Origin of the sequence: Chryseobacterium luquanense, assembly GCF_026460945.1 — a bacterium.
GTDB classification, from domain to species: domain Bacteria; phylum Bacteroidota; class Bacteroidia; order Flavobacteriales; family Weeksellaceae; genus Chryseobacterium; species Chryseobacterium luquanense.
The window spans coordinates 61,465-88,160 of record NZ_JAOVZV010000018.1 but is presented as its reverse complement, the minus strand read 5'-3'; the positions used below and the strand labels follow the sequence as shown (position 1 = coordinate 88,160).

The following is a 26,696-nucleotide window of genomic DNA, read 5'->3' as shown; positions in this document are numbered from 1 at the left end:
TTTAATTTTTTAATAAGTTGATAATGTCTTTATTGTTTGTCTGTAAAGCATATTCAAAAGGAGTCATTCCCTGTGAATCTTTAATGGATTTATCGGCTTTATGCGCCAATAATAATTCTACCAATTCTGTATTTCCGAATTTTACCGCCCAAAACAAAGGTGTAGAACCTGTAGAATCTACAATATTCGGATTCGCTTTTTTATTTAATAACTGTTCTACCAAATCTCTGTTATATTTCACAGCAAGACCTGCAAGAGCAGTTCCTTCGCTGCTTTTATAATTTACATCTTTCACATTGTCGATTAGAAATTTAGCAACTTCCATATTACTTCGGTAACAAGCCAAAATTAATGGCGTAAAACCACTTTCGTTGGTCTCGTTAATCACATCCGGATTCTGCTTCATCAGTTCTTTTACTTCAGCTACAGTTCCGCTTCTTGCAATATCAAAAATAGATTTTGACTTTTCCTGAGCCGACATAATTGTAAAACCCAGAATAAGATTTAGAATAAAAAATATCTTTTTCATATGTAGATATTTATTGGTTTTATTTGTCATAGGTTATTCCTCTTCAGTATTTATATCTGAAAATCATGGCAATTTTCATTATTTCGAAAGTATATAATTGTACTCAACATTTACATTTTCAGCAACTTTTTTCATTACCATTTTAGGAATAGTCACTTTAAAATCTGCAGGTCTTGCTACAAAAGCTCCTTGCATATAAATTTTCCCGTCTTTAGTGTAGATTGTAGCTGTAGAATTTACCTCTTTGTCTACTCCATGAAAATTTAAAGTTCCCTGAACAGTATATTTCTGAGGCGAAGCAGTAAGTTTCCCTTTATCAAAATTTACAATCTTACCTTTAAAAGTAGTCTTAGGATACTTTGCAGTTTCAGCATAATTTTCATTAAAATGCTCTTCCATTAGTTTCACTTTAAAATGAAAATTTTTAACTGCAGAAACAGAAGCAAAATCTCCGTTATCAGCATTAATAACGGCAATATTGCCATCATCCTGAGCAAAAACATCTTCAAATAAAGGTACCGACGCTTCAAACGTTACTTTACCTGTTTTAGTAGAATATTTCTGAGCAGAAACAATGTTTACAAAACCTAATGTGACAATTAATAATACAAGATTTTTCATATTTAATTCTTTTAATTTTCAGAAAGTCCATCGGCTTTCCATTTTGTGATAATAGTGATTTGAGAAGGTGATAAACTTCCGCCTTGAGGCATTTTCAGAGGATCCCCGGTTGGTCTGCTGATTCGGTTGATAATATTGTCGATATTATTTTTAACCTGGGAATAATTTGTCCAAGGTTGAAATGAGGCTGAACCTCCCGCTGAATGACAGCTGATACAATTTGCATCAATTATCGGTTTCACATCTTTATTATACGTCACCAATTCTGCAACCGCGGTTTTGTCTGAGATTTCTTCATAGGTTCTGCTTTCACAAGCAACCAATACAACTGCCGATGAAATTAAATACATCAATTTTTTCATAATTAAAAAACTCTATAAAGATTAAACCCAAAGAAAATCTGCCCTTTCTCCCATTTTCCGGAAGCATTTGTGAGATAACCAATGTCTGAATTTAATTGGGAATTGCTAAATAAAAGCTGGAACACGTGTCCCCCGGTTTCTAAATCCATCCCGATTGATAAAGGATTTTTGTAGAAACTGTGACTGTCAAAATTCACAAAATATTCGGCATTAATAGAAATTCTTTTAGAAATTTTATAACGGCCGCCTAAACCTGTGAAGAACTGATTTTCATCTTCAATCATCGGTTCGTACAAGTTTTTGTGAACATACGAAGGCGTTAACTGTAAAGAAAAATTTTCATTGAATCTTCTTGAAATTAAAGCCTGAGTAAGATAAGAAAGTCGATCCCCGAATTTCAGACCCGGGTAATTGTCTTTGCTGAGGTCTGTATTTACCGCCATTACGTTGTAGCCAACAACATCAACCGGAAAATTTTCGCTTTGTTTAATTAATTTGTACTTCGCACCGCCTTCAAAAGTTTTCTGATTGGTTTCTCTGGAAAGACTTAATGAAAGTCCATCGGTTACGCCATAGATTACCCCCAATTTTGTTGAAGCATCATCTAATCCAAAGAAATCTTTGAAACCTTTGCTTACATCTCCAAAACGGTGTGCTACAACAATGTACCATTCGTTTTTTGCAGTAAGTTTTGTTGACTGACCCGTGACAATCTGAAGCGCTTTAAAAGCGGGCGGTGAAATTTCGGTGTTTTTTGTTTGAATGGTGTCAATATCTTTCAAAAGGTCTTCCTGAGAAAAGGCAAAACCTGAAGCAAACATTGACAAAAAAAGGAGAGTTTTTGTCATACACATAATTATTTAAAATTCGTATGACAAACTTATAGACTTCTGATTCTAAAATTTGGTGATAAAAGTCACCGAGTGAATTGTTTTTATCAATAAGATTGTTAAAAATATTGAATAATATTTATTAGTCTATTCTAACATTTTCATTTACAGGAATTTTTATTCCTTCTTTAGTCTGGATAATTTCGCCTTCGTTCTCCACTTTTTTCAAAACTCTGCTTACAACTTCTCTCGAAGTCCCCAAATTATTGGCAATTTCCTTATGAGTAAGTTTAACAGGATTGTTTCCGGTAATGGAAATCTGTTGTTTGATATAATTTAAAACTCTTTTATCTAATTTGTGAAAGACTGCATCATTCACCATATTCATGACATCGACGAATCGTTTTTCATATTCGCCATAAAAAAGTCTGTTGATCTGCGGGAATTTTATCAGCCATTCATGAATGGCAGAAACCGGAATTAGCAATACTTCAGAATCTTCTTCTGCAACCGCATAAATTCTACTGGTATAATCTGAAAAAATTGACGAAAATGTCATCAGACAGCTATCATTTGGTCTCATGTAATAATAAATAAGTTCTCTACCATCATTTAAAGAATAAACTTTTACAGAACCTTTTATCAAAAATGGGACAAATTTATTCTTCTGCCCTTCTCTTACAATCTCGGTTTTAGCTTTAATCTCAGAAGTTATAGCATGTTTTTGAAGTTCAATTAAAAAATCACTACCAAGAGAGCCAAATTTATTTAAAATAAACTGATTATTTACCATTTTGTTGAATCATATCCAAAAACAAAGATATACAATTGAATAATCTGTATTACATTTTTATTTAAAAGTTTATTGATTTAAGTATAATAAGATTAAATTAATAAGTCATAAAAAACAAAATGCCTCAGTTTTCACCGAGGCATTCTTATGTATGATAAGAAAATCTTATGCGTTTACGTTGTTACCACCTAATACGAAAGGTTCAACTTCTTTGATTTCACCAAATTGTTGTTCGTAGTTTGTAATGTTTTGCTGAAGAGCAGTAAGAACTCTCTTAGCGTGAAGAGGAGCCAAGATTACTCTTGATCTTACGTTTGCTTGTTGTACACCCGGCATAAGTTGGATGAAATCTACAACAAACTCAGAAGGAGAATGGTTTACTAAAGCAAGGTTGCAATAAACCCCTGAAGCTACCATTTCGTTAAGTTGGATGTTGATGTTGTTTGGATCGTTGTTTTGATTTTGATTGTCCATTTGTATAAATTATTTTTTTTAAAATTAAAATTTGAGATTGTGAAAATATAAAAATAAATTCAAATCTCAAATTTCAATTCATTAATTTTAGTTAAGGTCTTCGAATTCTTTCTTAGAGCCTACGATTACGTTTTGATACTCTTTAAGACCTGTACCTGCTGGAATTCTGTGTCCTACAATTACATTTTCTTTAAGACCGTTCAAGCTATCTACTTTACCAGCTACTGCTGCTTCGTTTAGAACTTTCGTAGTTTCCTGGAACGATGCTGCAGACATGAATGACTTAGTCTGTAGAGCCGCTCTTGTAATACCTTGCAATACAGGTGTTGCTGTTGCAGGTAAAGCGTCTCTTACTTCAACTAAAGCCTGATCTTCACGCTTCAGTTTAGAGTTTTCGTCTCTCAATTCTTTTGTAGTAATCATCTGTCCTGGTTGGAAAGCTTTAGAATCTCCAGCATCTGTAACTACTTTAAGGCCAAATACTCTGTTGTTTTCAATTAAGAAATCGTATTTGTGCTCAAGAGCAGCTTCAAGGAACTGAGTATCACCTCCATCAACGATTGATACTTTCGTCATCATCTGTCTTACAATGATTTCGAAATGCTTATCATCAATTTTCACCCCTTGTAGACGGTAAACTTCCTGAATTTCATTTACTAAATATTCCTGAACCGCAGTTGGCCCTTTGATCTTCAAGATATCGTCTGGAGTAACTGACCCGTCAGAAAGTGGCGAACCTGCTCTCACGAAGTCATTCTCCTGTACTAAGATTTGGTTTGATAATTTAACTAAATAAATTTTTCTCTCACCAGTTTTAGCTTCAACGATCAATTCACGGTTACCTCTTTTGATTTTTCCGTAAGAAACTACACCGTCAATCTCTGTAACTACAGCCGGATTAGATGGGTTTCTTGCTTCGAATAATTCGGTAACTCTCGGAAGACCTCCGGTGATATCCCCTGTCTTTGCAGCTTTTCTTGGGATTTTGATTAAGATTTTACCAGCCTTAATTTTTTCACCATCGTTTACCATTAAGTGGGCTCCTACCGGTAAGTTGTAACCTTTCTGCTCAACTCCTTTAGAATCTACCACCTTCAAAGTAGGTACGGCTTTCTTATTTCTAGATTCAGAGATTACTTTTTCTTCAAATCCTGTAGCTTCGTCAATTTCCAACTGGAATGAAATACCCTGGATAATATCCTCGTATTCTACTTTACCAGCAGTTTCTGCAATGATTACCGCGTTATACGCATCCCATTTACAGATTAAATCACCTTTGCTCACTTTATCACCTGATTTTACAGATAATATAGCACCATAAGGTACGTTAGCAACCATTAACGGAGTTCTCGCTTCGTTATCAGCAACCAATCTAAATTCTGTTGTACGAGATACTACTACTTCTGCAGTATTACCGTTTTCGTCTTCTGAAGTAATTGTTCTTACCTCATCCAATTCTACGATACCATCTCTTCTTGCAACAATAGAAGGGTTTTCTGAAACGTTTGTAGATACCCCCCCTTGGTGGAAAGTTCTCAATGTAAGCTGAGTTCCCGGTTCACCAATTGATTGTGCAGCGATAACACCTACAGCCTCACCCATGTGAATCATTTTACCTGTTGCTAAGTTTCTACCGTAACATTTAGCACAGATACCTTTTTTAGTTTCACAAGTTAATGGAGAACGTACTTCAACTGCTTCTAATCCTACTTCTTCAATTCTTTTCGCTAATTGCTCAGTAATTACCTGATCAGCTTCAGCGATGATTTCATCAGTTTCAGGATCATAAATATTATGTAAAGAAACTCTACCTAAGATTCTTTCAGAGATTTTTTCAACAATCTCGTCATTTTTCTTAAGTGCAGTAACTTCTGTACCTCTTAAAGTTCCACAATCAGTTTCTGTAACGATAACATCTTGTGCAACATCTACCAATCTTCTCGTTAAGTAACCCGCATCGGCAGTCTTAAGAGCGGTATCCGCAAGACCTTTACGAGCACCGTGAGTAGAGATAAAGTATTCTAAGATTGAAAGACCTTCCTTAAAGTTTGCAAGAATCGGGTTTTCAATAATTTCTGCACCGGTAGAACCAGCTTTCTGCGGTTTTGCCATCAAACCTCTCATCCCTGATAACTGACGGATCTGTTCCTTAGAACCCCTTGCTCCAGAATCAAGCATCATGTATACAGAATTGAATCCACCTTGGTCAACTTTCATTCTGCTCATGATCATTTCAGTTAATCCTGCGTTGGTATTTGTCCAAACGTCGATTACCTGGTTATATCTTTCTGTATCGGTAATTAGACCCATGTTATAGTTGGCTCTAATTTCGTCAACAGTTTCAATAGATGTTGCGATCATTTTCTTTTTCTCAACAGGAACTACGATGTCACCTAATGAGAACGAAAGACCTCCTTTGAATGCATTTGAATACCCTAAGTCTTTCATTGCATCCAAGAACTTCACAGTGGTAGGGAAGTCTGTATCAGCAAGTACTTTACCAATAACGTTTCTCAATGATTTCTTAGTAAGAAGTTCATTAATATATCCTGACTGCTTAGGAACGATCTGGTTAAATAAGATTCTACCAACAGAAGTTTCGGTTAATTTCGTAGTGATTTCACCGTTTTCTTTGATTGGAAGTCTACATCTTACTTTAGCGTTCAATGAAACTCTACCTTCCGCATAAGCGATTTCCGCTTCTTCCGGAGAATAGAATGCAAGACCTTCACCCAATACTTTCATATCATCTGTAGAGCTTAATTCTTTGGTCATGAAATAAAGACCAAGAACCATGTCCTGAGATGGTACTGTAATTGGAGAACCGTTTGCCGGGTTCAAAATATTCTGAGAACCTAACATCAATAACTGAGCTTCCAAAATCGCTTCCGGACCCAATGGTAAGTGTACCGCCATCTGGTCACCATCAAAATCGGCGTTGAATGCTGTTGTTACCAACGGGTGTAATTGGATTGCCTTACCTTCGATCATCTTAGGTTGGAAAGCCTGAATACCCAGTCTGTGCAAAGTAGGCGCTCTGTTTAGTAAAACAGGATGACCTTTCATTACACCTTCTAAGATATCATATACTACAGGTTCTTTTCTATCAATAATTCTCTTTGCAGATTTTACTGTTTTTACAATTCCTCTTTCGATCAGTTTTCTGATGATAAACGGTTTGTAAAGTTCAGCTGCCATATCTTTAGGAATACCACATTCGTGAAGCTGCAAGTTTGGACCTACAACAATTACCGAACGCGCAGAGTAATCTACCCTTTTCCCTAATAAGTTCTGACGGAAACGACCTTGCTTACCTTTCAATGAATCTGAAAGTGATTTCAATGGTCTGTTTGATTCAGATTTTACTGCAGAAGATTTTCTTGTATTATCAAACAATGAATCTACAGATTCCTGAAGCATACGCTTCTCGTTTCTCAAGATTACTTCAGGAGCTTTGATCTCCAATAATCTCTTCAAACGGTTGTTTCTGATAATTACTCTTCTGTAAAGGTCATTTAAGTCAGAAGTTGCGAAACGTCCTCCATCCAATGGAACCAATGGTCTTAGTTCTGGTGGTATTACAGGAAGTACACGCATAATCATCCACTCCGGTCTGTTGATCATTCTTGTATTTGCACCTCTCAATGCTTCTACAACGTTTAATCTTTTTAGAGCTTCAGTTCTTCTTTGCTTAGAACCTTCGTTGTGAGCTTTGTGTCTCAAATCGAAAGATAATGCATCAAGATCAATTCTTTTTAATAATTCCTCAACAGCTTCAGCACCCATTTTAGCGATGAATTTGTTTGGATCAGAATCGTCAAGATATTGGTTTTCTACAGGAAGAGTATCCATGATATCAAGGTATTCTTCTTCTGTAAGGAATTCTTTATCGTCAAAATCAGAACCATCTAATTTCTTAGCGATACCTTGCTGAATAACAACATATCTCTCGTAATAAATGATCATATCTAATTTCTTAGAAGGAATACCCAAAAGGTAACCGATTTTGTTTGGTAAAGAACGGAAATACCAAATGTGCGCAATAGGAACAACCAAACCGATGTGTCCGATTCTTTCTCTACGTACTTTTTTCTCCGTAACCTCTACCCCACAACGGTCACAAACGATCCCCTTGTAACGAATTCTCTTGTATTTACCACAAGCACATTCGTAATCTTTGATAGGACCGAAGATTTTTTCACAGAACAAACCATCTCTTTCAGGTTTGTGCGTTCTGTAATTTATAGTTTCCGGTTTTAAAACTTCTCCTCTAGAATCCTGTAAAATAGATTCCGGTGAAGCTAAACCGATGGTTATTTTATTAAAACGACTTGTTTTATTTTTATTTGACATTTGTTAGATTTTAAATTTTAGATTTTAGATTTTAGATTAATTTTTGAATGTTTCCATTCAACATTATAATTTAAAATTTAAAATTATTCCTCTAGTCTTACGTCTAATCCAAGACCTTGTAACTCGTGAAGTAACACGTTGAAAGATTCAGGAATACCCGGTTCAGGCATTGCTTCTCCTTTCGCAATCGCTTCATAAGTTTTTGCTCTACCAATCACGTCATCTGACTTCACAGTAAGGATTTCTCTCAAGATATTGGATGCTCCAAATGCTTCAAGAGCCCAAACCTCCATCTCTCCGAATCTCTGACCACCAAACTGAGCTTTACCTCCTAATGGCTGCTGAGTAATCAATGAGTAAGGTCCGATAGAACGTGCGTGCATTTTGTCATCAACCATGTGTCCTAATTTCAACATATAGATGATACCAACTGTTGCAGCCTGTGTAAATCTTTCTCCGGTACCACCATCATAAAGGTGAGTGTGACCAAATTTGGGAACTCCAGCTTTCTCAGTGTACTCAGTAATCTGATCAAGAGTTGCACCGTCAAAGATTGGCGTAGCAAACGTTAATCCTAATCTTCTACCTGCCCATCCAAGAACAGTTTCGTAGATCTGACCGATGTTCATACGAGAAGGTACCCCAAGTGGATTCAATACGATATCTACCGGTGTTCCGTCTTCCAGGAATGGCATATCTTCTTCACGAACGATTCTCGAAACGATCCCTTTGTTACCGTGACGACCCGCCATTTTATCTCCAACGTTTAGTTTACGTTTTTTAGCGATATACACTTTAGCCAACTTCATGATCCCTGCAGGAAGTTCATCACCGATTGACAATGCAAATTTCTCACGGTTTTTAACTCCTTGAATATCGTTGAATTTGATTTTATAGTTGTGAATTAATTGTTTGATCAATTCATTCTTATCGTTATCAACAGTCCAATCTGCACCGCTTACGTTAACGTAGTCTTCAACTGAAGTCAACAATTTGTGAGTAAATTTCATACCCTTACCGATGATTTCTTCATCTAAATCGTTGGTAACTCCCTGAGAAGTTTTACCGCTAACAAGAGTATTTAATTTTTCAATTAAACTGTTTCTTAACTCGTCAAACTTAGCCTTGTAAGTGTTTTCAATCTCTTCAAGCTTAAGTTTTTCTTCAGTTCTTTTCTTTTTATCTTTAATGTTTCTAGAGAACAATTTCTTGTTGATTACAACACCTCTTAATGAAGAATCTGCTTTCAATGAAGCATCTTTTACATCACCAGCTTTGTCACCAAAGATTGCTCTAAGAAGTTTCTCTTCAGGAGTCGGGTCAGATTCACCTTTTGGAGTAATCTTACCAATCATGATATCACCAGGCTTCACTTCAGCACCGATTCTGATCATTCCGTTCTCGTCAAGATCTTTTGTAGCTTCTTCAGATACGTTTGGAATATCTGCCGTCAATTCTTCCATACCTAATTTGGTATCACGAACCTCAAGAGAATATTCATCTACATGGATTGAAGTAAACCAGTCTTCACGTACTACTTTTTCGTTGATTACAATTGCATCCTCAAAGTTGTATCCTTTCCAAGGCATGAAGGCAACCACCAAGTTTCTACCAAGAGCTAATTCTCCGTTTTCAGTAGCATAACCGTCGCAAAGTACTTGTCCTTTCACCACTGTTTCACCTACTCTTACGTTTGGTCTTAGGGTAATTGTTGTACTTTGGTTAGTTTTTCTAAACTTAGTCAAGTTATATGTTTTCGTAGCAGATTCGAATGATACTAGATCTTCGTCTTCACTTCTTTCATATTTAATGATGATTTTATCAGCATCAACGTATTCAACTAAACCGTTTCCTTCAGCGTTAATCAAGATTCTAGAATCTTTAGCAACTTGCTGCTCAAGACCTGTACCTACGATTGGCGCTTGTGGCTTCAATAATGGAACTGCCTGACGCATCATGTTTGATCCCATCAACGCTCTGTTCGCATCATCATGTTCCAAGAATGGAATTAACGAAGCTGAAATACCAGAAATCTGGTTTGGAGCAACGTCGATCAAATTAACCTGAGAAGGCTCAACCACAGGATAATCACCGTCTAGACGAGCAATAATTCTGTCTGTTAAAAATCCTCCGTTATCATCTAACTCAACGTTCGCCTGAGCAATTACTTTATCTTCCTCATCTTCTGCATTTAAGTAAATAGGATCTGCATTTAAATCTACAGTACCTTCGTTTACTTTTCTATATGGAGTTTCGATGAAACCTAAAGTATTGATTTTAGCATAAATACCTAAAGAAGAGATCAAACCAATGTTTGGTCCTTCAGGAGTTTCAATCGGACAAATACGGCCATAGTGCGTATGGTGAACGTCACGAACCTCGAAACCTGCTCTTTCTCTTGATAAACCTCCAGGTCCTAGTGCAGAAAGTCTACGCTTGTGCGTGATTTCTGATAGTGGGTTGGTTTGGTCCATGAACTGAGAAAGCTGGTTGGTACCAAAGAATGAATTAATTACTGATGTTAAAGTTTTAGCATTAACTAGATCAAGCGGAGTAAAGATTTCGTTATCTCTAACGTTCATTCTCTCCTTAATCGTTCTAGCAATTCTAGAAAGTCCTACACCGAACTGACCTGCTAATTGCTCACCAACAGTTTTAATTCTTCTGTTAGAAAGGTGATCAATATCATCAACCTCAGCTTTAGAGTTTACCAATTCGATTAAGTGTCTTACAATCGCAATGATATCATCTTTTGTAAGAACTTCAGTTGTAGTAGGAATGTTTAGACCTAACTTTTTGTTTAGTCTGTAACGTCCAACTTCACCTAATGAATATCTTTGCTCAGAGAAGAACAATTTTTCGATAATTCCTCTTGCAGTTTCCTCATCGGGTGGATCTGCATTTCTTAACTGACGGTAAATATATTCTACCGCTTCTTTTTCAGAGTTGGTAGGGTCTTTTTGTAATGTATTCTGGATGATAGAGAATTCGTTTGAATTTTCTTTGTGAATCAAAATAGATTTCACACCAGCATCAAGAATTAGGTCTAAATGTTCTTTTTCAAGAATAGTTTCTCTGTCTAAGATGATTTCGTTTCTTTCGATAGAAACAACTTCACCAGTATCTTCGTCTACAAAATCCTCGAACCAAGTGTTCAATACTCTCGCAGCCAATGTTCTTCCTTCTACTTTTTTAAGGGCAGCTTTAGAAACTTTCACTTCTTCAGCAAGATCGAAGATCTGAAGGATATCTTTATCAGATTCGAAACCGATAGCTCTTAATAGAGTTGTTAAAGGTAATTTTTTCTTACGGTCGATATATGCGTACATTACGCTGTTGATATCTGTTGTAAATTCCATCCAAGATCCTTTGAAAGGGATAATTCTTGAATAATACAACTTAGTTCCGTTTGCGTGATAAGTCTGTCCGAAGAATACACCCGGAGATCTGTGTAACTGAGTTACAATAACACGCTCTGCTCCATTGATAATGAAAGAACCACTATCTGTCATATAAGGAACCGGACCTAAATATACATCCTGTACAACAGTCTGAAAATCTTCATGTTCAGGATCTGTACAGTATAATTTAAGTCTAGCTTTTAGAGGAACTGAATACGTTAAACCTCTTTCCACACACTCATCGATTGAGTAACGTGGTGAATCTACCAAATAATCTAAGAATTCCAAAACGAATTGGTTTCTAGAATCGGTAATAGGAAAGTTTTCCTGGAAGGTTTTATGCAAACCTTCTTTCTTTCTGTCCTCAGGAAGTGTATCTAGCTGGAAAAAATCTCTAAATGACTCTAACTGGATATCTAAGAAATCCGGAGTGATGATTTTTCCTTTAGCCGAAGAGAAATTAATTCTCTCAACTCCCCTAGTTGTTGATGTTGTTTTACTCATAAAACTTTTAAGAAAGGGTTAAAAAATATTTTGTTTTTATTCAAAAATATCAGAAAAAGACTAAAAGATTAAAGAGGCAAAATAAAAGACATTTGATGTTTGGCGCTATCAGAAGTGGTCTTTGTTCTTAATTCTTTATTTTAAAATCTAATTCTAACTGCAACACTGGTATATCTTTTCACAGTGTAATGCAAAATATTTTTATTTTTGTCTAATGGGTTAAAATATAAATACTATAAAAATACAAAACGCCCTTTCAAAAAAATGAAAGAGTTGATTTTCAATAGATTACTGTATTATGTTTAATTTTAGCGCCAAAAGAGACTGCAAATTTACAAATATATATTTTGATATGCAATAAAAAACCACTTCAAAATGAAGTGGTTAAGTTTATTAAATTATTAAAAACAATTCAGTTACTGTCTCCAGAAAGACCAAAATCTTCCATTATAAACAGCTAATGCCTTGTTAAAACTATCGTACACCATCATGCCGGGTGCAGGATTAATTATGTTAAGATGTGGGCTTGCAACCGTAGGTAAAACCATAGCTTTATTGGTATCTTCCAGAACCAATATTCCTGGAGTCGAACTTAAAGTTGTTCCAATTGCCGTCTTTGCAGAAGTATTTTCGTTAACCGAACTATCTTGAATGAGAGCTCCATCTATATTAGACACCGGATCTACTGTAGAACCATTCGTATTAACCGAAAGATCTTTCCAGCCTGAAGCATATTTTACTTTAACTTTTTTATCGGCAAGATTATAAACCAACGTACCATTAACTACATTAGTAACACTTGCCTCTGAAGTTACCCAAGGCAAAACAATCCCACGATTTCCAACCCCGAAATCCAGCGACACTGATGGTGAAGATACACTCGTTTTACCTATCGCTACCTGAGAATATACATTTCCTGACAAAAAAGCCAGTATGATTATGAATAAATATTTCATTATTAATTCTTTTTTGTTAAACATTAATTAGATGGACATGTTGGTGTATTAAAGCAAGCCCAGCCTGCAGGACTACCTGTAGTATTGATTTGAAGACAATCTAAAGTCACATTGTACACCATCATTCCTTCCACCAAATTTGCTGCAGGAATTTGTGTAATCTCTTGTGTAGTTAATCTGTTTACAACAAAACCTTTAGTTCTAGATTCAAGAGCAGTCCACGCTCCTTTTCTCACCATCGGCCAGTTCCCTGGCGCAGTACTACCCGCTCTTGCCAAAGAAGTAATTCCGTGATTTGTATCTAAAACAGTACCTCCTGTAATACCCGGCCTGTAACACACAGCCTGCGTATCCGTATCCGTTGCCGTGTTATTAGCAGTGTTTGAATCTGTACTATTTGCAGGAGCTGTAATTGTTACAGTATTCACTAGATTACCAGTAAAAGTCAACGGTACACTTACTGTTACCGTATATGTGACGGTACCATTTACAGGCAGATTTATCACATCATTGATTGCTCCGGTTTGTGTTCCTGAAACAGAAGTAACCGCACCTCCAGCTACAACTGCAGTATAGCTGACATTGGCAGCAGAAATACCTGTAGGCAAAGGATCTGAAACTGTTGCGCCTAATACTCCAAAAGGTCCATTGTTACTTGCAACAATTGTATACGTCGTAGTAGTACCCGGAGTATATGTTGTCGTATTATCTGTCTTGGTTATTGCAAGATCCGCACTGAAAGCAATAGGTGTTGTTACACAATGAGCTCCATCATTCGCAGAACTTGCAGGTGCATTAGAAATCAATACTCTCTGACCATCTACAAGATTAAACTGATAGAAACCTCCCGCATTGTTAACTCCATACATTTCACCTGTACTTGAAGCAAACATAGCTCCGAAATTAACAGCTCCCGGTGTAATCCCTATCCCTGTAACCGTTCCTGTAGGCGTTGCCGTAGCCAGATTAATCGAAACAAGTTGTCCGTTAGTTGAATTTATACCATATAAAAATCCATTAGTCGTTCTGAAAGCAATATCCGGCAAATTAACACTTGCAGAAAGTGTAATTAAAGTTGCAGTCATTGTACTTAGATTTATCCTGTAAAGCTCAGCATTATCTGTATTTACTTTTACATAATAGTTTCCTAAATTATCAATTTCACCGGCATTAAATGTAACTCCAGTCGGCAAACCCGTTACCGGACCTAAATTAATTGAAGTTCCATTAGGATTTATTACCAATAGATTGGCAGAGTTTGTAACCTGCATACCGTATATACGACCATCTACAGGATTTAATCCTATTGCGTTATAATTACTTGAAGCTGTTCCCACAGGAGGATACGTAAAAGGATTAGTAGCCGTTCCGACATTATAAAGAGTTGCTGTTTGGGATAGATACAATGCATTTGTACATCCAAAAGCACTTGCACACTGAACATCCTGTAATGTGGTATTCTGAGAAGTTCCTATTGCCTGACCTCCAGCCTGAGTATAATTTGTGATTGCAGGAGTTACTCCAGTAGGAACAGCAGGTACCCCATTAGAATTTACCGTAGTATTCAATCTGTTTCCTGTAATATATGAAGCCCCGTTTTGGAAATTAGCAGCCCCTTCAATTACATCCGGACATCCGTCATTATCAGAATCGGTATCTCTAAAATTTGGAGTTCCATCTGTATCGGTATCGGTTGCTCCTTCAATAGCATCTAAAATACCGTCGTTATCAGAATCTAAATCTAAATAGTCGGCAATACCGTCTCCATCCGTATCTGTTGCAAAACAATAAGTAATACTGTCTACATGACCATTATTATGAATATACATTTGAATCCTGTATGTACCTGCTGGTAAAGAAACGTTAGTAAGACTACTTCCAAGCCAAGTATCTTTTGGAGAAGAAGCACTAAAACTCACTTGATTTCCTGAAAACAAAACAGCACCATCTGAAGTTCTTACCACTTGTATAGATGTATTAAAAGTAGTTGTTCCAGTTAATTCTCTCGGAGAAAAGAAAGCTGAAGCATTTAAAACAGATGGAGATGATAATGTAAAATCTCTATAAAGAGTTCCTCCCGTTGCATTGATGTCTAAATATTGATTTCCTGTATTAGCATAAATAGGACCAGAAGAGTAACCAGCACCGTTAACTCTAACAATATTAAAGGGACTCGCCTGAGCACTTTCCAGATTGACCTGCCAACCGTTATAGTTTGTAACGTTTGTCTGAATATTATTACCATTAACTGTTGTTTGAGCCGGACTATCAAATCCTTCAAAACCACCTTGAGCACAAAGCCCTTCAGTTGAATTTGAAATACCATCAGCATCCGAGTCACTTATAACAGTAGCATTCACAGTACATGTTGTTGTACTTCCATTTAAATCTATCGTTAAAGGTACAGTTCCTCCGTTAGTACCGTTATAGGTTACCGGCACATCAATGAATGTATCAGAAGCTCCAATAGTTGCAGAATATGCAGGGTTTATAAACCCCGTTCCATTTACATTAATTGTATAAGTTCCTGGAGTATAAATATTCCCTATAGGGATTCTAAGCACTCTTGTTGAAGGTGTTCCTGCCACATAATTACCTGTGCCTTGAAAAGCAATCGAACCACATGTAAAAGTAAAAGGTTGAAAATAATCAACAGATGCCAAATCAATATTAGCCGCATTACCCACAAAATCATAAATGGCTAAAGTTGTGATTGCACCACTAGTCATATTAATACTGCGAACTGTAACTCTAGAGTTTCCTGTCGATGGAGTGGATATATTTGCTATAAATGCGGTATTATTCAAATAAGCCATTCCTTGAATACCTTCGGTTGTCGTTGGAGAAGTATTATTAACCAATTGAACCACTTTTGTAGCCGTTAAATTTGCTATTGAAATTTTATATAAATACCTAATAGTACCCGCACTATTATTTATAAAAGTATAAATATTATTTTGATAATCATAGAATGCATCTGTACCAAAAGCTGTACCATTAGTCCAGTCAGTATCCCCACTTATTAATCCCAAATCTAAAGGCGTAGGATTTACCCTATATAATCTTTTAACACCACTTTCAAAGCCATAAGTATAACCAAAATAGGGACCAATAACATTATTTGTCCCGATTCCTCCGATTTGCACAGTGTTTGTTGAACCAGCTACTGTTACATTATTACCTTTATACAACTGACTTCCTGCTGCATTATTGGAGTAAAAAAATGTTAAGTTAGAGTTTCCCGCAACGGCATCATAACCTATTGCAAGATTACTTGCACGTGTAGGAGTCGCACTTTCATCAGGAATAGCTACTGGAGAGGGTAAAGCTCTGGGATTTGTAGAGGGGTTTACCAGAATATCATTTGTAATATCGTAAACCCTTCCAGTAGTAGCAGATGACAAATAAATCCTACCAGCCTGTTGTGAAAATAAGGAAATATTAAACAACATCACAAAAGATATTGCCAATAAAAAAATATTTTTATTCATATTATTTAAGTTAAAATACATTTGCAAGATGCTCAAGAGACATCTAAACAAATGATAAAATGTTTTATTAAAATTTAAAAAATCTAAACCTGAAAAAGAGGTTAAATCGCAACAGGCGGCGGTCTTACAGAAAAGACCTGAGAGAAACAAAAATCTAAAGATTTATTGTTGTAATAAGTGTATTTTTGAGAATGTAAAAAGTCTAATGCAGATTTTACGATATATTGATTTTGATCAGTATTTATTTCTGAAAAATCACGCTGACTATAATTGGGTATTACATAATCTTGATTGATACGAGAGGATATGATAAACTTTTCAGAAGATGGGAAAACTCTAAGATTTTTGTTATCAAAATTTTCTTTACGAGATTCATAATCCCTAATCTTAGATTTGATCTCTTTCAGAGCTTCTTTCTGCTTTTTTTTCTCAACTTTCGCCAATTGATTTTTAAAGGTATCATCCTGCTGATTTTCTTCTTTTTCAGAAGCTAACAATATAAGTTTTTCACTCCCATTTTTCTTAAAATCAACCTTAATATTCTTTTTGACAGCATTATTGTTGATTATCTGATGATTAAAATTTTCATCAGCAGAAAAAATTTCAGCCCCACCTTTAACAACAATTATTGTTTGTTGATTATTCCCAAAACCTTCCTGTGCACACAAGTAATCGCTAAAAAAAAACAATACGCCTAATATAAATGAACGAAAAAAACACAAATTCCTATTAAAATTTGCCTTTTTTTTGTTTATATTAGAAGAAAGTAATTCTTTATTCAATCGTAAAATAATTATTTGCAAATATAAAAATTAAATTCCACAGAAATGTTACTTTAGCTTTAACTATTTGAATTTTATTAGTTTATTGGTAAAAAATCATATTATATTTTATTAATAAAAAAAACAGAATATTAATATCCTGTTTTATATTGTTTATGCTTTACAAAATCAATTTACCTCAAAGGAAAATTAAGATGTTTCTTTTTTCCCTTTCTTTTCAGAATTCTTTGGTTTTATTTTATTTTTATCAGCTTCTTTTAACATTTCTCTATTTTTAGTAACTTTTTTATTTTCTTTAGGAGTAACCATTTCTAGAGTTTTTGATTTATTCTTTTTAACCTGATTAGCAATGCTCGCTTTATCGTGCACAATTTTATTATTCGAAATCTGCCCATTGAACGAATCATCGGTTGAAAAAAGTGTTGCACCGTCTTTTAAAACAATCGTTGGTTTCGGAATATTCCGCTGAGCTACCGAATCTTTAGATTGCGCATAAAAACTATTTGTAAAAAATAAAAGAATGAAAAGCAGTCCTGAAAAAAGAATTTTTGTTTTTCCCAAAATAAAGAATATAAATTTATTTGACTTTTAAGAGTATTTCCGTTTGCAAATTTACACAACTTTATGATTCAAATCACAATATTAATCACAATTAATACATTTATAATGAATATTTTTCATCAGGTTCCCAAAAATAATAAAATATTTTTATTTCAAATCACATCATTTAGAACTTAAAACAACCATAAATAAATGATTTATTAAGATTACAATTTATATTTCTCTATTATCAAGAGCGAATATTTCCTGTCAGATAAAAAAATGATTTAATTACTATAAGAATTTTTTAATCATTAGCTACTCAAAATGGTTCTACAAAACAAAAAAAGAAGCGGTAAACCAAGTTTACCGCTTCCTTATATTTAAAAATTGAAAATTACTTCAATTCTACTTCAGCACCAGCTTCTTCTAATTGCTTCTTAAGAGCTTCAGCTTCGTCTTTAGAGATACCTTCTTTAATAGCTGAAGGAGCTCCGTCTACGATATCTTTAGCTTCTTTAAGACCTGCACCAGTTAAATCTTTTACCAATTTAACGATAGCTAATTTAGAAGCACCTGCAGACTTAAGAATTACGTCGAATTCTGTCTTTTCTTCAGCAGCTTCAGCACCAGGACCAGCCATAACAACTGCAGCAGCAGCAGGCTCAATTCCGTACTCATCTTTAAGGATAGTTGCTAATTCGTTTACGTCTTTTACTGTTAAGTTTACTAGCGTTTCAGCTAAATTTTTTAAATCTGACATTGTTGTAATGTTTTTGTTGATTATTGATTGATTTTTTTGAGAGTCTAATTATTCTGCAGCTGGAGCTTCTCCTTCTGCAGCAGCTTCTGGAGTTTCAGTAGCTGGAGTTTCTTCTACCGCTGGAGCAGCAACTTCTTCAGTTGCGGTTTCTGCAGTTTCAGATTTGTTTTGAAGAGCAGAAACAACTCTTTGGATTGGAGACTGAAGTAATCCGATGATTTCACCGATCATTTCTTCTCTAGACTTAATGCTTACTAGAGCATCAAGGTTATTGTCACCAACATAGAAAGTTTCTTGTACGAAAGCTGATTTTAAAGCCGGCTTTTCTTCTTTCTTTCTGAAGTCTTTGATTAATTTTGCTGGAGCGTTAGCAGTTTCAGCAATCATTAATGCAGAGTTTCCTTTGAAAGTACCAAACATTTCAGAGAAATCTACTCCGTCAATTTGTTCCATTGCTTTTTGCAAAAGTGTATTTTTCACCACTTTTACTTTGATGTTTTGCTTGAAAGCCTGTCTTCTGAAGTCTGAAGCTTTACCAGCATTCAATCCTTCAAGATCTGCAACATATACTACTTTAGCATCCTGAAGCAAGTCTTTGATCTCTTGTATCGCTACAACTTTTTGGTCTTTTGTCATTGTCTTAGGATTTAGTATTAGTTAACAGCTTTTGTATCAATTGCAATACCCGGGCTCATTGTAGAAGACAAATAAATGCTCTTCACATAAGTACCTTTAGCAGCAGTTGGTTTCATTTTGATCAAAGTAGAGATCAATTCCTGAGCATTTTCCTTGATTTTAGCAGCATCGAAAGATACTTTACCAATACCAGCGTGGATAATACCGTATTTATCTACTTTAAAGTCAATTTTACCAGCTTTTACTTCAGTTACTGCTTTACCAATTTCCATAGTTACAGTACCTGATTTAGGGTTAGGCATCAAACCTCTTGGTCCTAAAACTCTACCCAATGGTCCTAATTTACCCATCACAGCCGGCATAGTAACGATAACGTCAACATCTGTCCAACCTTCTTTGATTTTTTGTAAATATTCGTCAAGACCTACATAATCAGCACCAGCTGCTTTAGCTTCTGCTTCTTTATCTGGAGTTACTAAAGCCAAAACTTTAACATCTTTACCAGTTCCGTGAGGAAGAGATACTACACCTCTTACCATTTGGTTTGCTTTTCTTGGATCTACACCCAATCTTACAGCGATATCTACAGAAGCATCAAACTTTGCAGTGTTCACCTCTTTTACAAGAGCAGAACCTTCTTCAAGGTTATAGATTCTTCCTTTTTCTACTTTGCTAGCTGCTTCTTTTTGCTTTTTAGTCAATTTTGCCATTTCTCTAAGTATTAAGCGTTAAAAGTTGGTTTAGTTCCTGTTACTCTTAATCCCATAGATCTTGCAGTACCTGCAACCATAGAAACTGCAGAATCCATTGTGAAACAGTTTAGATCAGTCATCTTGTCTTCAGCGATCTTTTGAACCTGAGCCCAAGATACAGCACCTACTTTGTTTCTGTTTGGTTCTCCAGAACCACCCTTGATTTTAGCCGCATCCATTAATTGGATTGCTGCAGGAGGAGTTTTAATTACGAATTCAAAAGATTTGTCTTCGTATACTGTAATTACTACAGGTAAAACTTGTCCTGGCTTATCTTGAGTTCTTCCGTTAAATTGCTTACAAAACTCCATGATGTTCACACCTGCAGAACCCAAAGCTGGACCTACTGGTGGAGATGGGTTTGCTGCTCCTCCTTTTACTTGGAGCTTAACCATTTTAAAGACTTTTTTAGCCATTGTTTGTTTTTTAAATTTGAATAATTAATGAGTTTGGAAGCATTTATTATTCAGCAGGTTACCGCACTCACATAAAGTAAACCTACTTTTCGGACTGCAAAATTATGAAATTATTTTTAATTTGCAAAAAGTAATTAACTGATTTTTAGAAAGATTTAAAAAAAATTTAACCGGTCTTTTCTACAAGAATGTTTCTCATCATTTTCAATACCAATATAATGGTACTTTTTATCATAATAATGACATTGATAATCGAAAACTAAGACTCAATAATTCTTATGTATTTTCATCAGAGTATTTTTTTCAGGATTTTTACTCCCTACATTTTCACCTCTGTAATTATAATAATTGATATCGTTTCCAAAATAGCTATAATGGCCTGATTTTATAAACCAAATCGTAAGAATCAAAAATTCTGTTGCGGACTCATATAATTTCTTTACCATCAATAGCTCCACTTCACGAATAAATGTAATACGTACACCAAATTTTGAAAAATTATCAGATTTGGAAACCAACACCCTATCATGTTTAAACCTTTTCAGAACGTTTAAATTTTCATCAACTAAAAAAACACCTCCTTTTACAGCATATACCTTGTTTTTATAAAAATTTGCACCTATAATTAATGTAAATAACATTTGACTGAAAAGATGGGATGCAAAATCTTTACTTTTCCCAACTTTCGTCTTATTCTTATTTCTTTTTATCGTCAATAAGTAAGTTAACGCATAGTGTATTATTAAATTAGAGCTATTTTAATACTATTCCTTTTAGTTTAAATTGGAGAGATGTCTAAATAATTGATATTCTGAATCTATTGATAAATATCTGCAGTAATATTTAGCACAACAATTTCTAAATCAAATAGTTTCGATGTAATTGGCTTGAATAAAAGTTCTAATCTAAGATGAATTTCTTTAATTCTCTTAGCATAAAGTCATAAATTACATCCAGATCGCCTATAATACATCCATTTGATAATCAAAACTATACACGAATTTATTGTATCATAAATAACCTTCCTCTATAATTCACTGGGTTAAATAAATAAAAATTGAATATTTTTATCTCATAAAGTTTGTAGTTTAATAAAAAAAACTTAGTTTTGCAATCCAAAATGAGATGTAATATATGTTAATAATTCCAGTAAAAGACGGAGAGTCTATCGACAGAGCGTTAAAAAAATATAAAAGAAAATTTGACAAAACAGGTACTGTTCGTCAATTAAGATCAAGACAAGCTTTTATTAAGCCTTCTGTAACTCTTAGACAAGCTAGATTAAAAGCGGCTTATAAGCAAAGAGGATTAAGCAAGGAAGAGCAAGCTTAAGATATTTTCTTAAACACATACTAAATAACTTCTTAAATAATTATATTTAAGAAGTTATTTTTGTTTTATATTTACAAAAGTATGCGAGAAAAATTTTTAGACTATTTACAATTAGAGAAGAGGTATTCGCCTCATACTATTATAAGCTATCGTCGTGATCTCGAAGATTTCTACTCTTTTTATCTTAAAACGGAATCTTCCGAAGATATTCTTAAGGCTGATAAAAAAATAATCAGAAATTTTATTGTTCAGCTCAGCGAGAATGGTATTTCTAAAAGAACGATCAACAGAAAACTTTCTACACTTCGCAGCTTCTATCTATTTCTTTTAAAACTGGGTGAAATTAAAGTTTCTCCCATAGAAAGTATATCATCATTAAAATTCTATCCCGAAAAGCAAATCCCCATCTCTCAAGACGAAATGCACGTTTTACAGACTGAGATTTTTGATGAAGTAGAGGATGTACTTCATAAATCTATTGTTGAAACTTTATATCAAACCGGAATTCGAAAATCTGAACTTTGTGGCTTAATATTTGAAAGTGTAAACTTAGAAGGAAATGAGCTTAAAATCTTAGGGAAAGGTAACAAAGAAAGATATATACCTATTTCTGGAGCTTTAAGCGCTTTGCTAAAAGACTATCTAAAGATAAGAAAACCATTGGATGATTTTAAATCCTATTTTTTTATCAATAAAAAGGGAAAAAAACTCACAGAAAAATTTGTCTATGTAGTAGTTAATAAGTACCTTAGTCTTGTAACTTCGAAAGAAAAAAGAAGTCCTCACATTTTAAGACACAGCTTCGCGACGCATGTTTTAGACAATGGGGCAGAGATATCGAAAGTAAAAAAAATATTGGGTCATTCTAGTCTTGCAAGCACACAAGTGTACACTAATGCCAATATAGAACAGTTGAAAAAAGTGTTTAATCAAGCTCATCCAAGAGCAATTAAAAAAGAAGAATTATGAAGATTTCAGTACAAGCAATCGGCTTAACTCCACACGAACCACTAGAGTCACATGTAGACAAAAAGGTAAGCAAACTAGAAACGTTTTATGACAAAATTCAAGAATGCAAAGTATTTTTGAAAGTTGAAAACAATTCTGATAAATCAAATAAGACCACAGAGTTGATTTTGGTCGTTCCGGGAGACGATATTGTGGTTAAAAAAACATCAATTAGTTTTGAGGAGAGTTTAGATCAATGCGTTGATGCTGCTAAGAAACTGTTAATCAAGAAAAAAGAATTAGCTTAATAAAAAAAGTAAAAAAACTTTCTAAAAAGTTTGAGAATTCAAAAAATCCGTTCTATATTTGCACACGCAAAAAAGGAATAGAGATCTTTTGAATTCTTTTTGTTTTATAGGCTTCCATAGCTCAGTTGGCTAGAGCAGCTGATTTGTAATCAGCAGGTCGTGGGTTCGAGTCCCTCTGGAGGCTCAATTTAATATAAAATATCTGGGGAGATTCCAGAGTGGCTAAATGGGACTGACTGTAACTCAGTTGCTTCGGCTTCGCAGGTTCGAATCCTGCTCTCCCCACATTTTATATTAAAAAAATCTTGCAAGATTCAAGAATTATTCTTAGTTTTGCACAGCATTTACCAATAGTTTTGGAAACAAAATTGCGGAAGTAGCTCAGTTGGTAGAGCGTCAGCCTTCCAAGCTGAATGTCGCGAGTTCGACCCTCGTCTTCCGCTCAATTTCACACCATAAAGGCGTGATTTTTTTAACTGCTGATGCAGCACAGGGTAGATTTTCTCTGATAGCTTTCAGTTTTTATTAAATTGCCTCCATAGCTCAGTTGGCTAGAGCAGCTGATTTGTAATCAGCAGGTCGTGGGTTCGAGTCCCTCTGGAGGCTCAATTTAATATAAAATATCTGGGGAGATTCCAGAGTGGCTAAATGGGACTGACTGTAACTCAGTTGCTTCGGCTTCGCAGGTTCGAATCCTGCTCTCCCCACATTTTATATTAAAAAGTCTTGTAGATTTTTAGGTTTATTCCTAAGTTTGCACAGCGTTTACCAATAGTTTTGGAAACAAAATTGCGGAAGTAGCTCAGTTGGTAGAGCGTCAGCCTTCCAAGCTGAATGTCGCGAGTTCGACCCTCGTCTTCCGCTCAATTTCACACCATAAAGGCGTGATTTTTTTAACTGCTGATGCAGCACAGGGTAGATTTTCTCTGATAGCTTTCAGTTTTTATTAAATTGCCTCCATAGCTCAGTTGGCTAGAGCAGCTGATTTGTAATCAGCAGGTCGTGGGTTCGAGTCCCTCTGGAGGCTCAATTTAATATAAAATATCTGGGGAGATTCCAGAGTGGCTAAATGGGACTGACTGTAACTCAGTTGCTTCGGCTTCGCAGGTTCGAATCCTGCTCTCCCCACATTTTATATTAAAAAGTCTTGTAGATTTTTAGGTTTATTCCTAAGTTTGCACAGCGTTTACCAATAGTTTTGGAAACAAAATTGCGGAAGTAGCTCAGTTGGTAGAGCGTCAGCCTTCCAAGCTGAATGTCGCGAGTTCGACCCTCGTCTTCCGCTCAACAAAAATCATGCTTTTTAGTGTGATTTTCTTGTTTAGGCCGACTTAGCTCAGCGGTAGAGTGCTTCCTTGGTAAGGAAGAGGTCACGGGTTCAAGTCCCGTAGTTGGCTCATCTTACATCCCGATTTCTTCGGGATTTTTTTTTGACTGAATTTCAAATCTTCATTTATCTTAGGCTTTAAATTTAAAGTTTAATATTATTTTAATCAATCATAATATAAGCTTCAAAATACTTTAGCAGTAAGTCATTAGGTATTTTAAATTATTCTGCCAAGCTAGTTTACGCATTCAATTGCCTGTCTAATGTTGAAAAATTCATTAAATTCGTAATTAAATATTTCCCAGATGAATATTCTTTTATTGGAAGACGATCTTATTCTTTCTGCTGAACTGAGTAAGTTTTTAGAATCAAATCAATTTACGTGTGATAAAATTTACGATGGAGAAACTTTTCTCCGTCAGATAAAAAACAATTCTTATGATTTGTATCTTTTAGACATCAATGTTCCCAAGATTAACGGGCTTGATGTTTGTCAGACAGTTCGTTCTTTCGATAAAAACACCCCCATCATTATTATCTCGGCTTATGGTGATATCTCAGATAAAAAAGATGCATTTACAAGGTTGGCAGATGATTATTTGGTGAAACCTTTTCAGTTTGAAGAATTATTACTTCGAATGAATTCTCTTTTAAGACGAAAAGTATCTTCCGAGAACATCGATTCAGAGATAATAAGAATCGATGATTTAATTATCAATAAGACCGAACAGAAAGTTTTCCGTGCGGGAAATGAAATTGCGTTGACTTTAAAAGAATTCCAGCTTTTGGTTTACCTCGCAGAAGCACAGGGAAGAACGGTTTCCAAACAACAAATTACAGAGAATGTCTGGGAACATAATTTTAATACCAATACCAATACGGTAGAAGTTTATATCAATTTCCTGAGAAAGAAGATCGACAAAGAATATAAAGTAAAACTTATTCATACAAGATCAGGTTTCGGATATTATCTAAATCCTTTATAAATGTCTTTAAAAAGAAAGATTGCGCTTACGTTGAGCGTTTCATTTTCATTACTTTTTGCGGTTGTATTAATTATTATTTACATTTCCTTTGATGATTTCCGACGTGAAGAATTCAAAGACCGATTTGTAAGAAGATTAGGATTTACGACTAATTTTATTTCAAAATCTAAAAATTTTGAGGAAGAAGCGCCTATTTTTTTCAATGAAAATTCCGACAATTTCCTTTTAAATGAAACCATTTTAATTTTTAATGGCCAAAAAGAACTTATTTACAGCACTATAAAAGACCAGAAAGTAACCTGGGATAAAAATTTGCTTAAAGAATTAGACAAGAAAAAAGATATTTACAGCGAAGAATCTGTTCCGGAAATTTATGCAGCACTTAAAAATATCAACGGTGAAAATTACTACATTCTCACAAGCGCTTATGATGCCAACGGAAAATCGAAGCTGGCTTATCTGAAATACCTTTTAATAACCGCTTTTATCACCTGTACTTTGCTGATAGGTTTCTTTTCCTATTATTTTATGGGAAAATTTCTCCGACCTTTAGAAGATTTGAATAAAGAAATTTCTGAAGTCACCGCTCATAAACTTACTACACAAATTCCCGTTGAACAGTCAAACGATGAAATTAGCATTCTGGCAAATTCATTTAATACAATGATTTCAAGGCTGAATGATGTTTTCCAGTCACAAAAAGATTTTACTGCAAGTGCATCACACGAAATCAGAACCCCCATTACGAGAATGGCTTTTCAGCTGGAGAATTTAACTCAACTAGAGCAACATTCTCCGGAAACACTTTCTGCTTTAAAACAGATGTCTAAAGATGTTTATCAATTATCAGATTTAACCAATTCTTTGCTGCTGCTTACAAAATTTGACAAAGAAAATATTCAAAGTATCTATGAAGAAGTACGAATTGATGAAGTAATTTTTGAATCTTTCGAACGTGTACAAAAAAGTTATCCCAACCTCAAAATGGATTTCGGTATTTCTGAAGAAACTCAGGAAAATGCTTTCCTTACGATTAATGGCGTTCAGTCGCTTTTAGATATTGTCTTTATTAATTTATTGAAAAATGCAGCGGTCTATTCCGACAACGCCGATGCAAAAATTATCATAACAGAAACCGAAAATCATCTTTCTGTGGATGTACTTTCGGAAGGAAATACAATTTCAGAAGATGAGCAGCCAAAACTTTTCGAAGCGTTTATGCGGGGGAACAATTCTCAAAATATTTCGGGTTCGGGTTTAGGTTTAAGGATTGTAAAAAGAATTTTAGAGTATCATGGAGCAGACATTTTGTACTCCTCGCCTTCTGAAAATTTAAATAAATTCAGTGTTATTTTTAATAAATAACTTTTCCTCATCTGATGATGGGTTTAAAACAATATAAAAATTGATGCGCATGATTTGATCAACTCATGCGCATCAGTTTGTAAAGTGATGCGCATCAATTTACGAACTGATGCGCATCAATTTTAAAGTAATCTATAATTATTAAAAAATATTTGGGTAATGTGGTCAAAATACTTGCTGTTTTTCACAAAATTTTCCGCGAATAATTTTTATCAAATTCACAATTT

Annotated in this window: 22 protein-coding genes and 10 tRNA genes; 15 read left to right on the top strand and 17 right to left on the bottom strand. The window is 34.9% G+C overall.

Going from position 1 to position 26,696, the window contains the following annotated elements; genetic code table 11:
- Nucleotide 1: 1 nt before the first annotated feature.
- The 17 genes from OEA66_RS15885 to OEA66_RS15805 form a co-directional block, all read right to left on the bottom strand.
- Nucleotides 2–529, bottom strand: a complete 528-nt coding sequence (locus tag OEA66_RS15885; RefSeq protein WP_267282295.1) for an ankyrin repeat domain-containing protein — start codon at nt 527–529, stop codon at nt 2–4.
- A 78-nt stretch (nt 530–607) separates the two neighbouring features.
- On the bottom strand, nt 608–1,150 hold the full coding sequence (locus OEA66_RS15880) for a YceI family protein (RefSeq protein ID WP_267282294.1): 543 nt from the start codon (nt 1,148–1,150) through the stop codon (nt 608–610).
- Between the two features lie 11 nt (nt 1,151–1,161).
- Nucleotides 1,162–1,512 (bottom strand): hypothetical protein, encoded by a 351-nt coding sequence (locus OEA66_RS15875; protein ID WP_267282293.1) that lies wholly within the window; start codon nt 1,510–1,512, stop codon nt 1,162–1,164.
- Between the two features lie 2 nt (nt 1,513–1,514).
- A complete protein-coding gene (locus OEA66_RS15870) occupies nt 1,515–2,360 on the bottom strand; it encodes a DUF5777 family beta-barrel protein (RefSeq protein WP_267282292.1) in 846 nt (281 codons plus the stop codon).
- A gap of 124 nt (nt 2,361–2,484) precedes the next feature.
- Nucleotides 2,485–3,135, bottom strand: a complete 651-nt coding sequence (locus OEA66_RS15865; RefSeq protein WP_267282291.1) for a Crp/Fnr family transcriptional regulator — start codon at nt 3,133–3,135, stop codon at nt 2,485–2,487.
- 165 nt (nt 3,136–3,300) lie between these two features.
- Nucleotides 3,301–3,609: a DUF3467 domain-containing protein gene (locus OEA66_RS15860; protein ID WP_027388013.1), complete on the bottom strand. Its 309-nt coding sequence runs from the start codon at nt 3,607–3,609 to the stop codon at nt 3,301–3,303.
- Nucleotides 3,610–3,696: 87 nt separating this feature from the next.
- Entirely contained in the window at nt 3,697–7,962 is a 4,266-nt protein-coding gene (gene rpoC / locus OEA66_RS15855) for a DNA-directed RNA polymerase subunit beta' (RefSeq protein ID WP_267282290.1), read from the bottom strand.
- An 83-nt stretch (nt 7,963–8,045) separates the two neighbouring features.
- Entirely contained in the window at nt 8,046–11,867 is a 3,822-nt protein-coding gene (rpoB, locus tag OEA66_RS15850) for a DNA-directed RNA polymerase subunit beta (protein ID WP_267267155.1), read from the bottom strand.
- A 416-nt stretch (nt 11,868–12,283) separates the two neighbouring features.
- On the bottom strand, nt 12,284–12,823 hold the full coding sequence (locus OEA66_RS15845) for a phage tail-like protein (protein ID WP_267282289.1): 540 nt from the start codon (nt 12,821–12,823) through the stop codon (nt 12,284–12,286).
- A 23-nt stretch (nt 12,824–12,846) separates the two neighbouring features.
- Nucleotides 12,847–16,314: a beta strand repeat-containing protein gene (locus OEA66_RS15840; RefSeq protein ID WP_267282288.1), complete on the bottom strand. Its 3,468-nt coding sequence runs from the start codon at nt 16,312–16,314 to the stop codon at nt 12,847–12,849.
- 101 nt (nt 16,315–16,415) lie between these two features.
- Nucleotides 16,416–17,096 (bottom strand): hypothetical protein, encoded by a 681-nt coding sequence (locus OEA66_RS15835; protein ID WP_267282287.1) that lies wholly within the window; start codon nt 17,094–17,096, stop codon nt 16,416–16,418.
- A gap of 189 nt (nt 17,097–17,285) precedes the next feature.
- On the bottom strand, nt 17,286–17,657 hold the full coding sequence (locus OEA66_RS15830; RefSeq protein ID WP_267282286.1) for a hypothetical protein: 372 nt from the start codon (nt 17,655–17,657) through the stop codon (nt 17,286–17,288).
- 376 nt (nt 17,658–18,033) lie between these two features.
- On the bottom strand, nt 18,034–18,399 hold the full coding sequence (rplL, locus tag OEA66_RS15825) for a 50S ribosomal protein L7/L12 (RefSeq protein ID WP_066678612.1): 366 nt from the start codon (nt 18,397–18,399) through the stop codon (nt 18,034–18,036).
- A gap of 48 nt (nt 18,400–18,447) precedes the next feature.
- Complete coding sequence (rplJ, locus tag OEA66_RS15820) at nt 18,448–19,035, bottom strand: 50S ribosomal protein L10 (protein ID WP_267282285.1); 588 nt, start codon at nt 19,033–19,035, stop codon at nt 18,448–18,450.
- Between the two features lie 17 nt (nt 19,036–19,052).
- Nucleotides 19,053–19,745 carry a 50S ribosomal protein L1 gene (gene rplA, locus OEA66_RS15815; RefSeq protein ID WP_267282284.1) on the bottom strand — a complete coding sequence of 231 codons (693 nt, stop codon included), beginning with the start codon at nt 19,743–19,745 and terminating at the stop codon, nt 19,053–19,055.
- A gap of 11 nt (nt 19,746–19,756) precedes the next feature.
- Complete coding sequence (gene rplK / locus OEA66_RS15810) at nt 19,757–20,203, bottom strand: 50S ribosomal protein L11 (RefSeq protein WP_034679146.1); 447 nt, start codon at nt 20,201–20,203, stop codon at nt 19,757–19,759.
- 266 nt (nt 20,204–20,469) lie between these two features.
- Nucleotides 20,470–20,919 carry a hypothetical protein gene (locus tag OEA66_RS15805; protein WP_267282283.1) on the bottom strand — a complete coding sequence of 150 codons (450 nt, stop codon included), beginning with the start codon at nt 20,917–20,919 and terminating at the stop codon, nt 20,470–20,472.
- A gap of 418 nt (nt 20,920–21,337) precedes the next feature.
- Between OEA66_RS15805 and rpsU the strand changes: the two genes are divergently transcribed.
- The 15 genes from rpsU (at nt 21,338) to OEA66_RS15730 (ending at nt 26,469) form a co-directional block, all read left to right on the top strand.
- Nucleotides 21,338–21,535, top strand: a complete 198-nt coding sequence (gene rpsU, locus OEA66_RS15800) for a 30S ribosomal protein S21 (RefSeq protein WP_034702010.1) — start codon at nt 21,338–21,340, stop codon at nt 21,533–21,535.
- An 81-nt stretch (nt 21,536–21,616) separates the two neighbouring features.
- The gene (locus OEA66_RS15795) at nt 21,617–22,504 is read left to right on the top strand and encodes a tyrosine-type recombinase/integrase (protein ID WP_267282282.1); all 888 of its coding nucleotides are present in this window, start codon (nt 21,617–21,619) and stop codon (nt 22,502–22,504) included.
- Nucleotides 22,501–22,791, top strand: a complete 291-nt coding sequence (locus tag OEA66_RS15790) for an HPF/RaiA family ribosome-associated protein (protein ID WP_267266952.1) — start codon at nt 22,501–22,503, stop codon at nt 22,789–22,791. The genes OEA66_RS15795 and OEA66_RS15790 overlap by 4 nt, the downstream gene beginning before the upstream one ends.
- A 110-nt stretch (nt 22,792–22,901) precedes the next feature.
- Nucleotides 22,902–22,975, top strand: a tRNA-Thr gene (locus tag OEA66_RS15785).
- Nucleotides 22,976–22,995: 20 nt separating this feature from the next.
- Nucleotides 22,996–23,076: transfer RNA gene (locus OEA66_RS15780), tRNA-Tyr, on the top strand.
- Nucleotides 23,077–23,161: 85 nt separating this feature from the next.
- Nucleotides 23,162–23,234, top strand: a tRNA-Gly gene (locus OEA66_RS15775).
- A gap of 89 nt (nt 23,235–23,323) precedes the next feature.
- Nucleotides 23,324–23,397: transfer RNA gene (locus OEA66_RS15770), tRNA-Thr, on the top strand.
- A 20-nt stretch (nt 23,398–23,417) separates the two neighbouring features.
- Nucleotides 23,418–23,498: transfer RNA gene (locus OEA66_RS15765), tRNA-Tyr, on the top strand.
- Between the two features lie 84 nt (nt 23,499–23,582).
- Nucleotides 23,583–23,655: transfer RNA gene (locus tag OEA66_RS15760), tRNA-Gly, on the top strand.
- An 89-nt stretch (nt 23,656–23,744) separates the two neighbouring features.
- A tRNA-Thr gene (locus OEA66_RS15755) sits at nt 23,745–23,818 on the top strand.
- A gap of 20 nt (nt 23,819–23,838) precedes the next feature.
- Nucleotides 23,839–23,919, top strand: a tRNA-Tyr gene (locus OEA66_RS15750).
- Nucleotides 23,920–24,003: 84 nt separating this feature from the next.
- Nucleotides 24,004–24,076: transfer RNA gene (locus OEA66_RS15745), tRNA-Gly, on the top strand.
- Nucleotides 24,077–24,116: 40 nt separating this feature from the next.
- Nucleotides 24,117–24,188: transfer RNA gene (locus OEA66_RS15740), tRNA-Thr, on the top strand.
- A 235-nt stretch (nt 24,189–24,423) separates the two neighbouring features.
- Complete coding sequence (locus tag OEA66_RS15735) at nt 24,424–25,104, top strand: response regulator transcription factor (protein WP_267282281.1); 681 nt, start codon at nt 24,424–24,426, stop codon at nt 25,102–25,104.
- Nucleotides 25,105–26,469 (top strand): ATP-binding protein, encoded by a 1,365-nt coding sequence (locus OEA66_RS15730; RefSeq protein ID WP_267282280.1) that lies wholly within the window; start codon nt 25,105–25,107, stop codon nt 26,467–26,469.
- The last annotated feature ends 227 nt before the right edge of the window (nt 26,470–26,696 follow it).

Bases quoted from the DNA above. Each gene is read 5' to 3' on its own strand.
- OEA66_RS15730 (WP_267282280.1), top strand. From the start codon at position 25,105: ATGTCTTTAAAAAGAAAGATTGCGCTTACGTTGAGCGTTTCATTTTCA.
- OEA66_RS15840 (WP_267282288.1), bottom strand. From the start codon at position 16,314: ATGAATAAAAATATTTTTTTATTGGCAATATCTTTTGTGATGTTGTTT.
- rplL (WP_066678612.1), bottom strand. From the start codon at position 18,399: ATGTCAGATTTAAAAAATTTAGCTGAAACGCTAGTAAACTTAACAGTA.
- OEA66_RS15875 (WP_267282293.1), bottom strand. From the start codon at position 1,512: ATGAAAAAATTGATGTATTTAATTTCATCGGCAGTTGTATTGGTTGCT.
- OEA66_RS15795 (WP_267282282.1), top strand. From the start codon at position 21,617: ATGCGAGAAAAATTTTTAGACTATTTACAATTAGAGAAGAGGTATTCG.
- OEA66_RS15870 (WP_267282292.1), bottom strand. From the start codon at position 2,360: ATGACAAAAACTCTCCTTTTTTTGTCAATGTTTGCTTCAGGTTTTGCC.
- OEA66_RS15845 (WP_267282289.1), bottom strand. From the start codon at position 12,823: ATGAAATATTTATTCATAATCATACTGGCTTTTTTGTCAGGAAATGTA.
- OEA66_RS15880 (WP_267282294.1), bottom strand. From the start codon at position 1,150: ATGAAAAATCTTGTATTATTAATTGTCACATTAGGTTTTGTAAACATT.
- rpsU (WP_034702010.1), top strand. From the start codon at position 21,338: ATGTTAATAATTCCAGTAAAAGACGGAGAGTCTATCGACAGAGCGTTA.
- rpoC (WP_267282290.1), bottom strand. From the start codon at position 7,962: ATGTCAAATAAAAATAAAACAAGTCGTTTTAATAAAATAACCATCGGT.
- rplJ (WP_267282285.1), bottom strand. From the start codon at position 19,035: ATGACAAAAGACCAAAAAGTTGTAGCGATACAAGAGATCAAAGACTTG.
- rpoB (WP_267267155.1), bottom strand. From the start codon at position 11,867: ATGAGTAAAACAACATCAACAACTAGGGGAGTTGAGAGAATTAATTTC.
- OEA66_RS15865 (WP_267282291.1), bottom strand. From the start codon at position 3,135: ATGGTAAATAATCAGTTTATTTTAAATAAATTTGGCTCTCTTGGTAGT.
- OEA66_RS15790 (WP_267266952.1), top strand. From the start codon at position 22,501: ATGAAGATTTCAGTACAAGCAATCGGCTTAACTCCACACGAACCACTA.
- rplA (WP_267282284.1), bottom strand. From the start codon at position 19,745: ATGGCAAAATTGACTAAAAAGCAAAAAGAAGCAGCTAGCAAAGTAGAA.
- OEA66_RS15735 (WP_267282281.1), top strand. From the start codon at position 24,424: ATGAATATTCTTTTATTGGAAGACGATCTTATTCTTTCTGCTGAACTG.
- OEA66_RS15885 (WP_267282295.1), bottom strand. From the start codon at position 529: ATGAAAAAGATATTTTTTATTCTAAATCTTATTCTGGGTTTTACAATT.
- rplK (WP_034679146.1), bottom strand. From the start codon at position 20,203: ATGGCTAAAAAAGTCTTTAAAATGGTTAAGCTCCAAGTAAAAGGAGGA.
- OEA66_RS15860 (WP_027388013.1), bottom strand. From the start codon at position 3,609: ATGGACAATCAAAATCAAAACAACGATCCAAACAACATCAACATCCAA.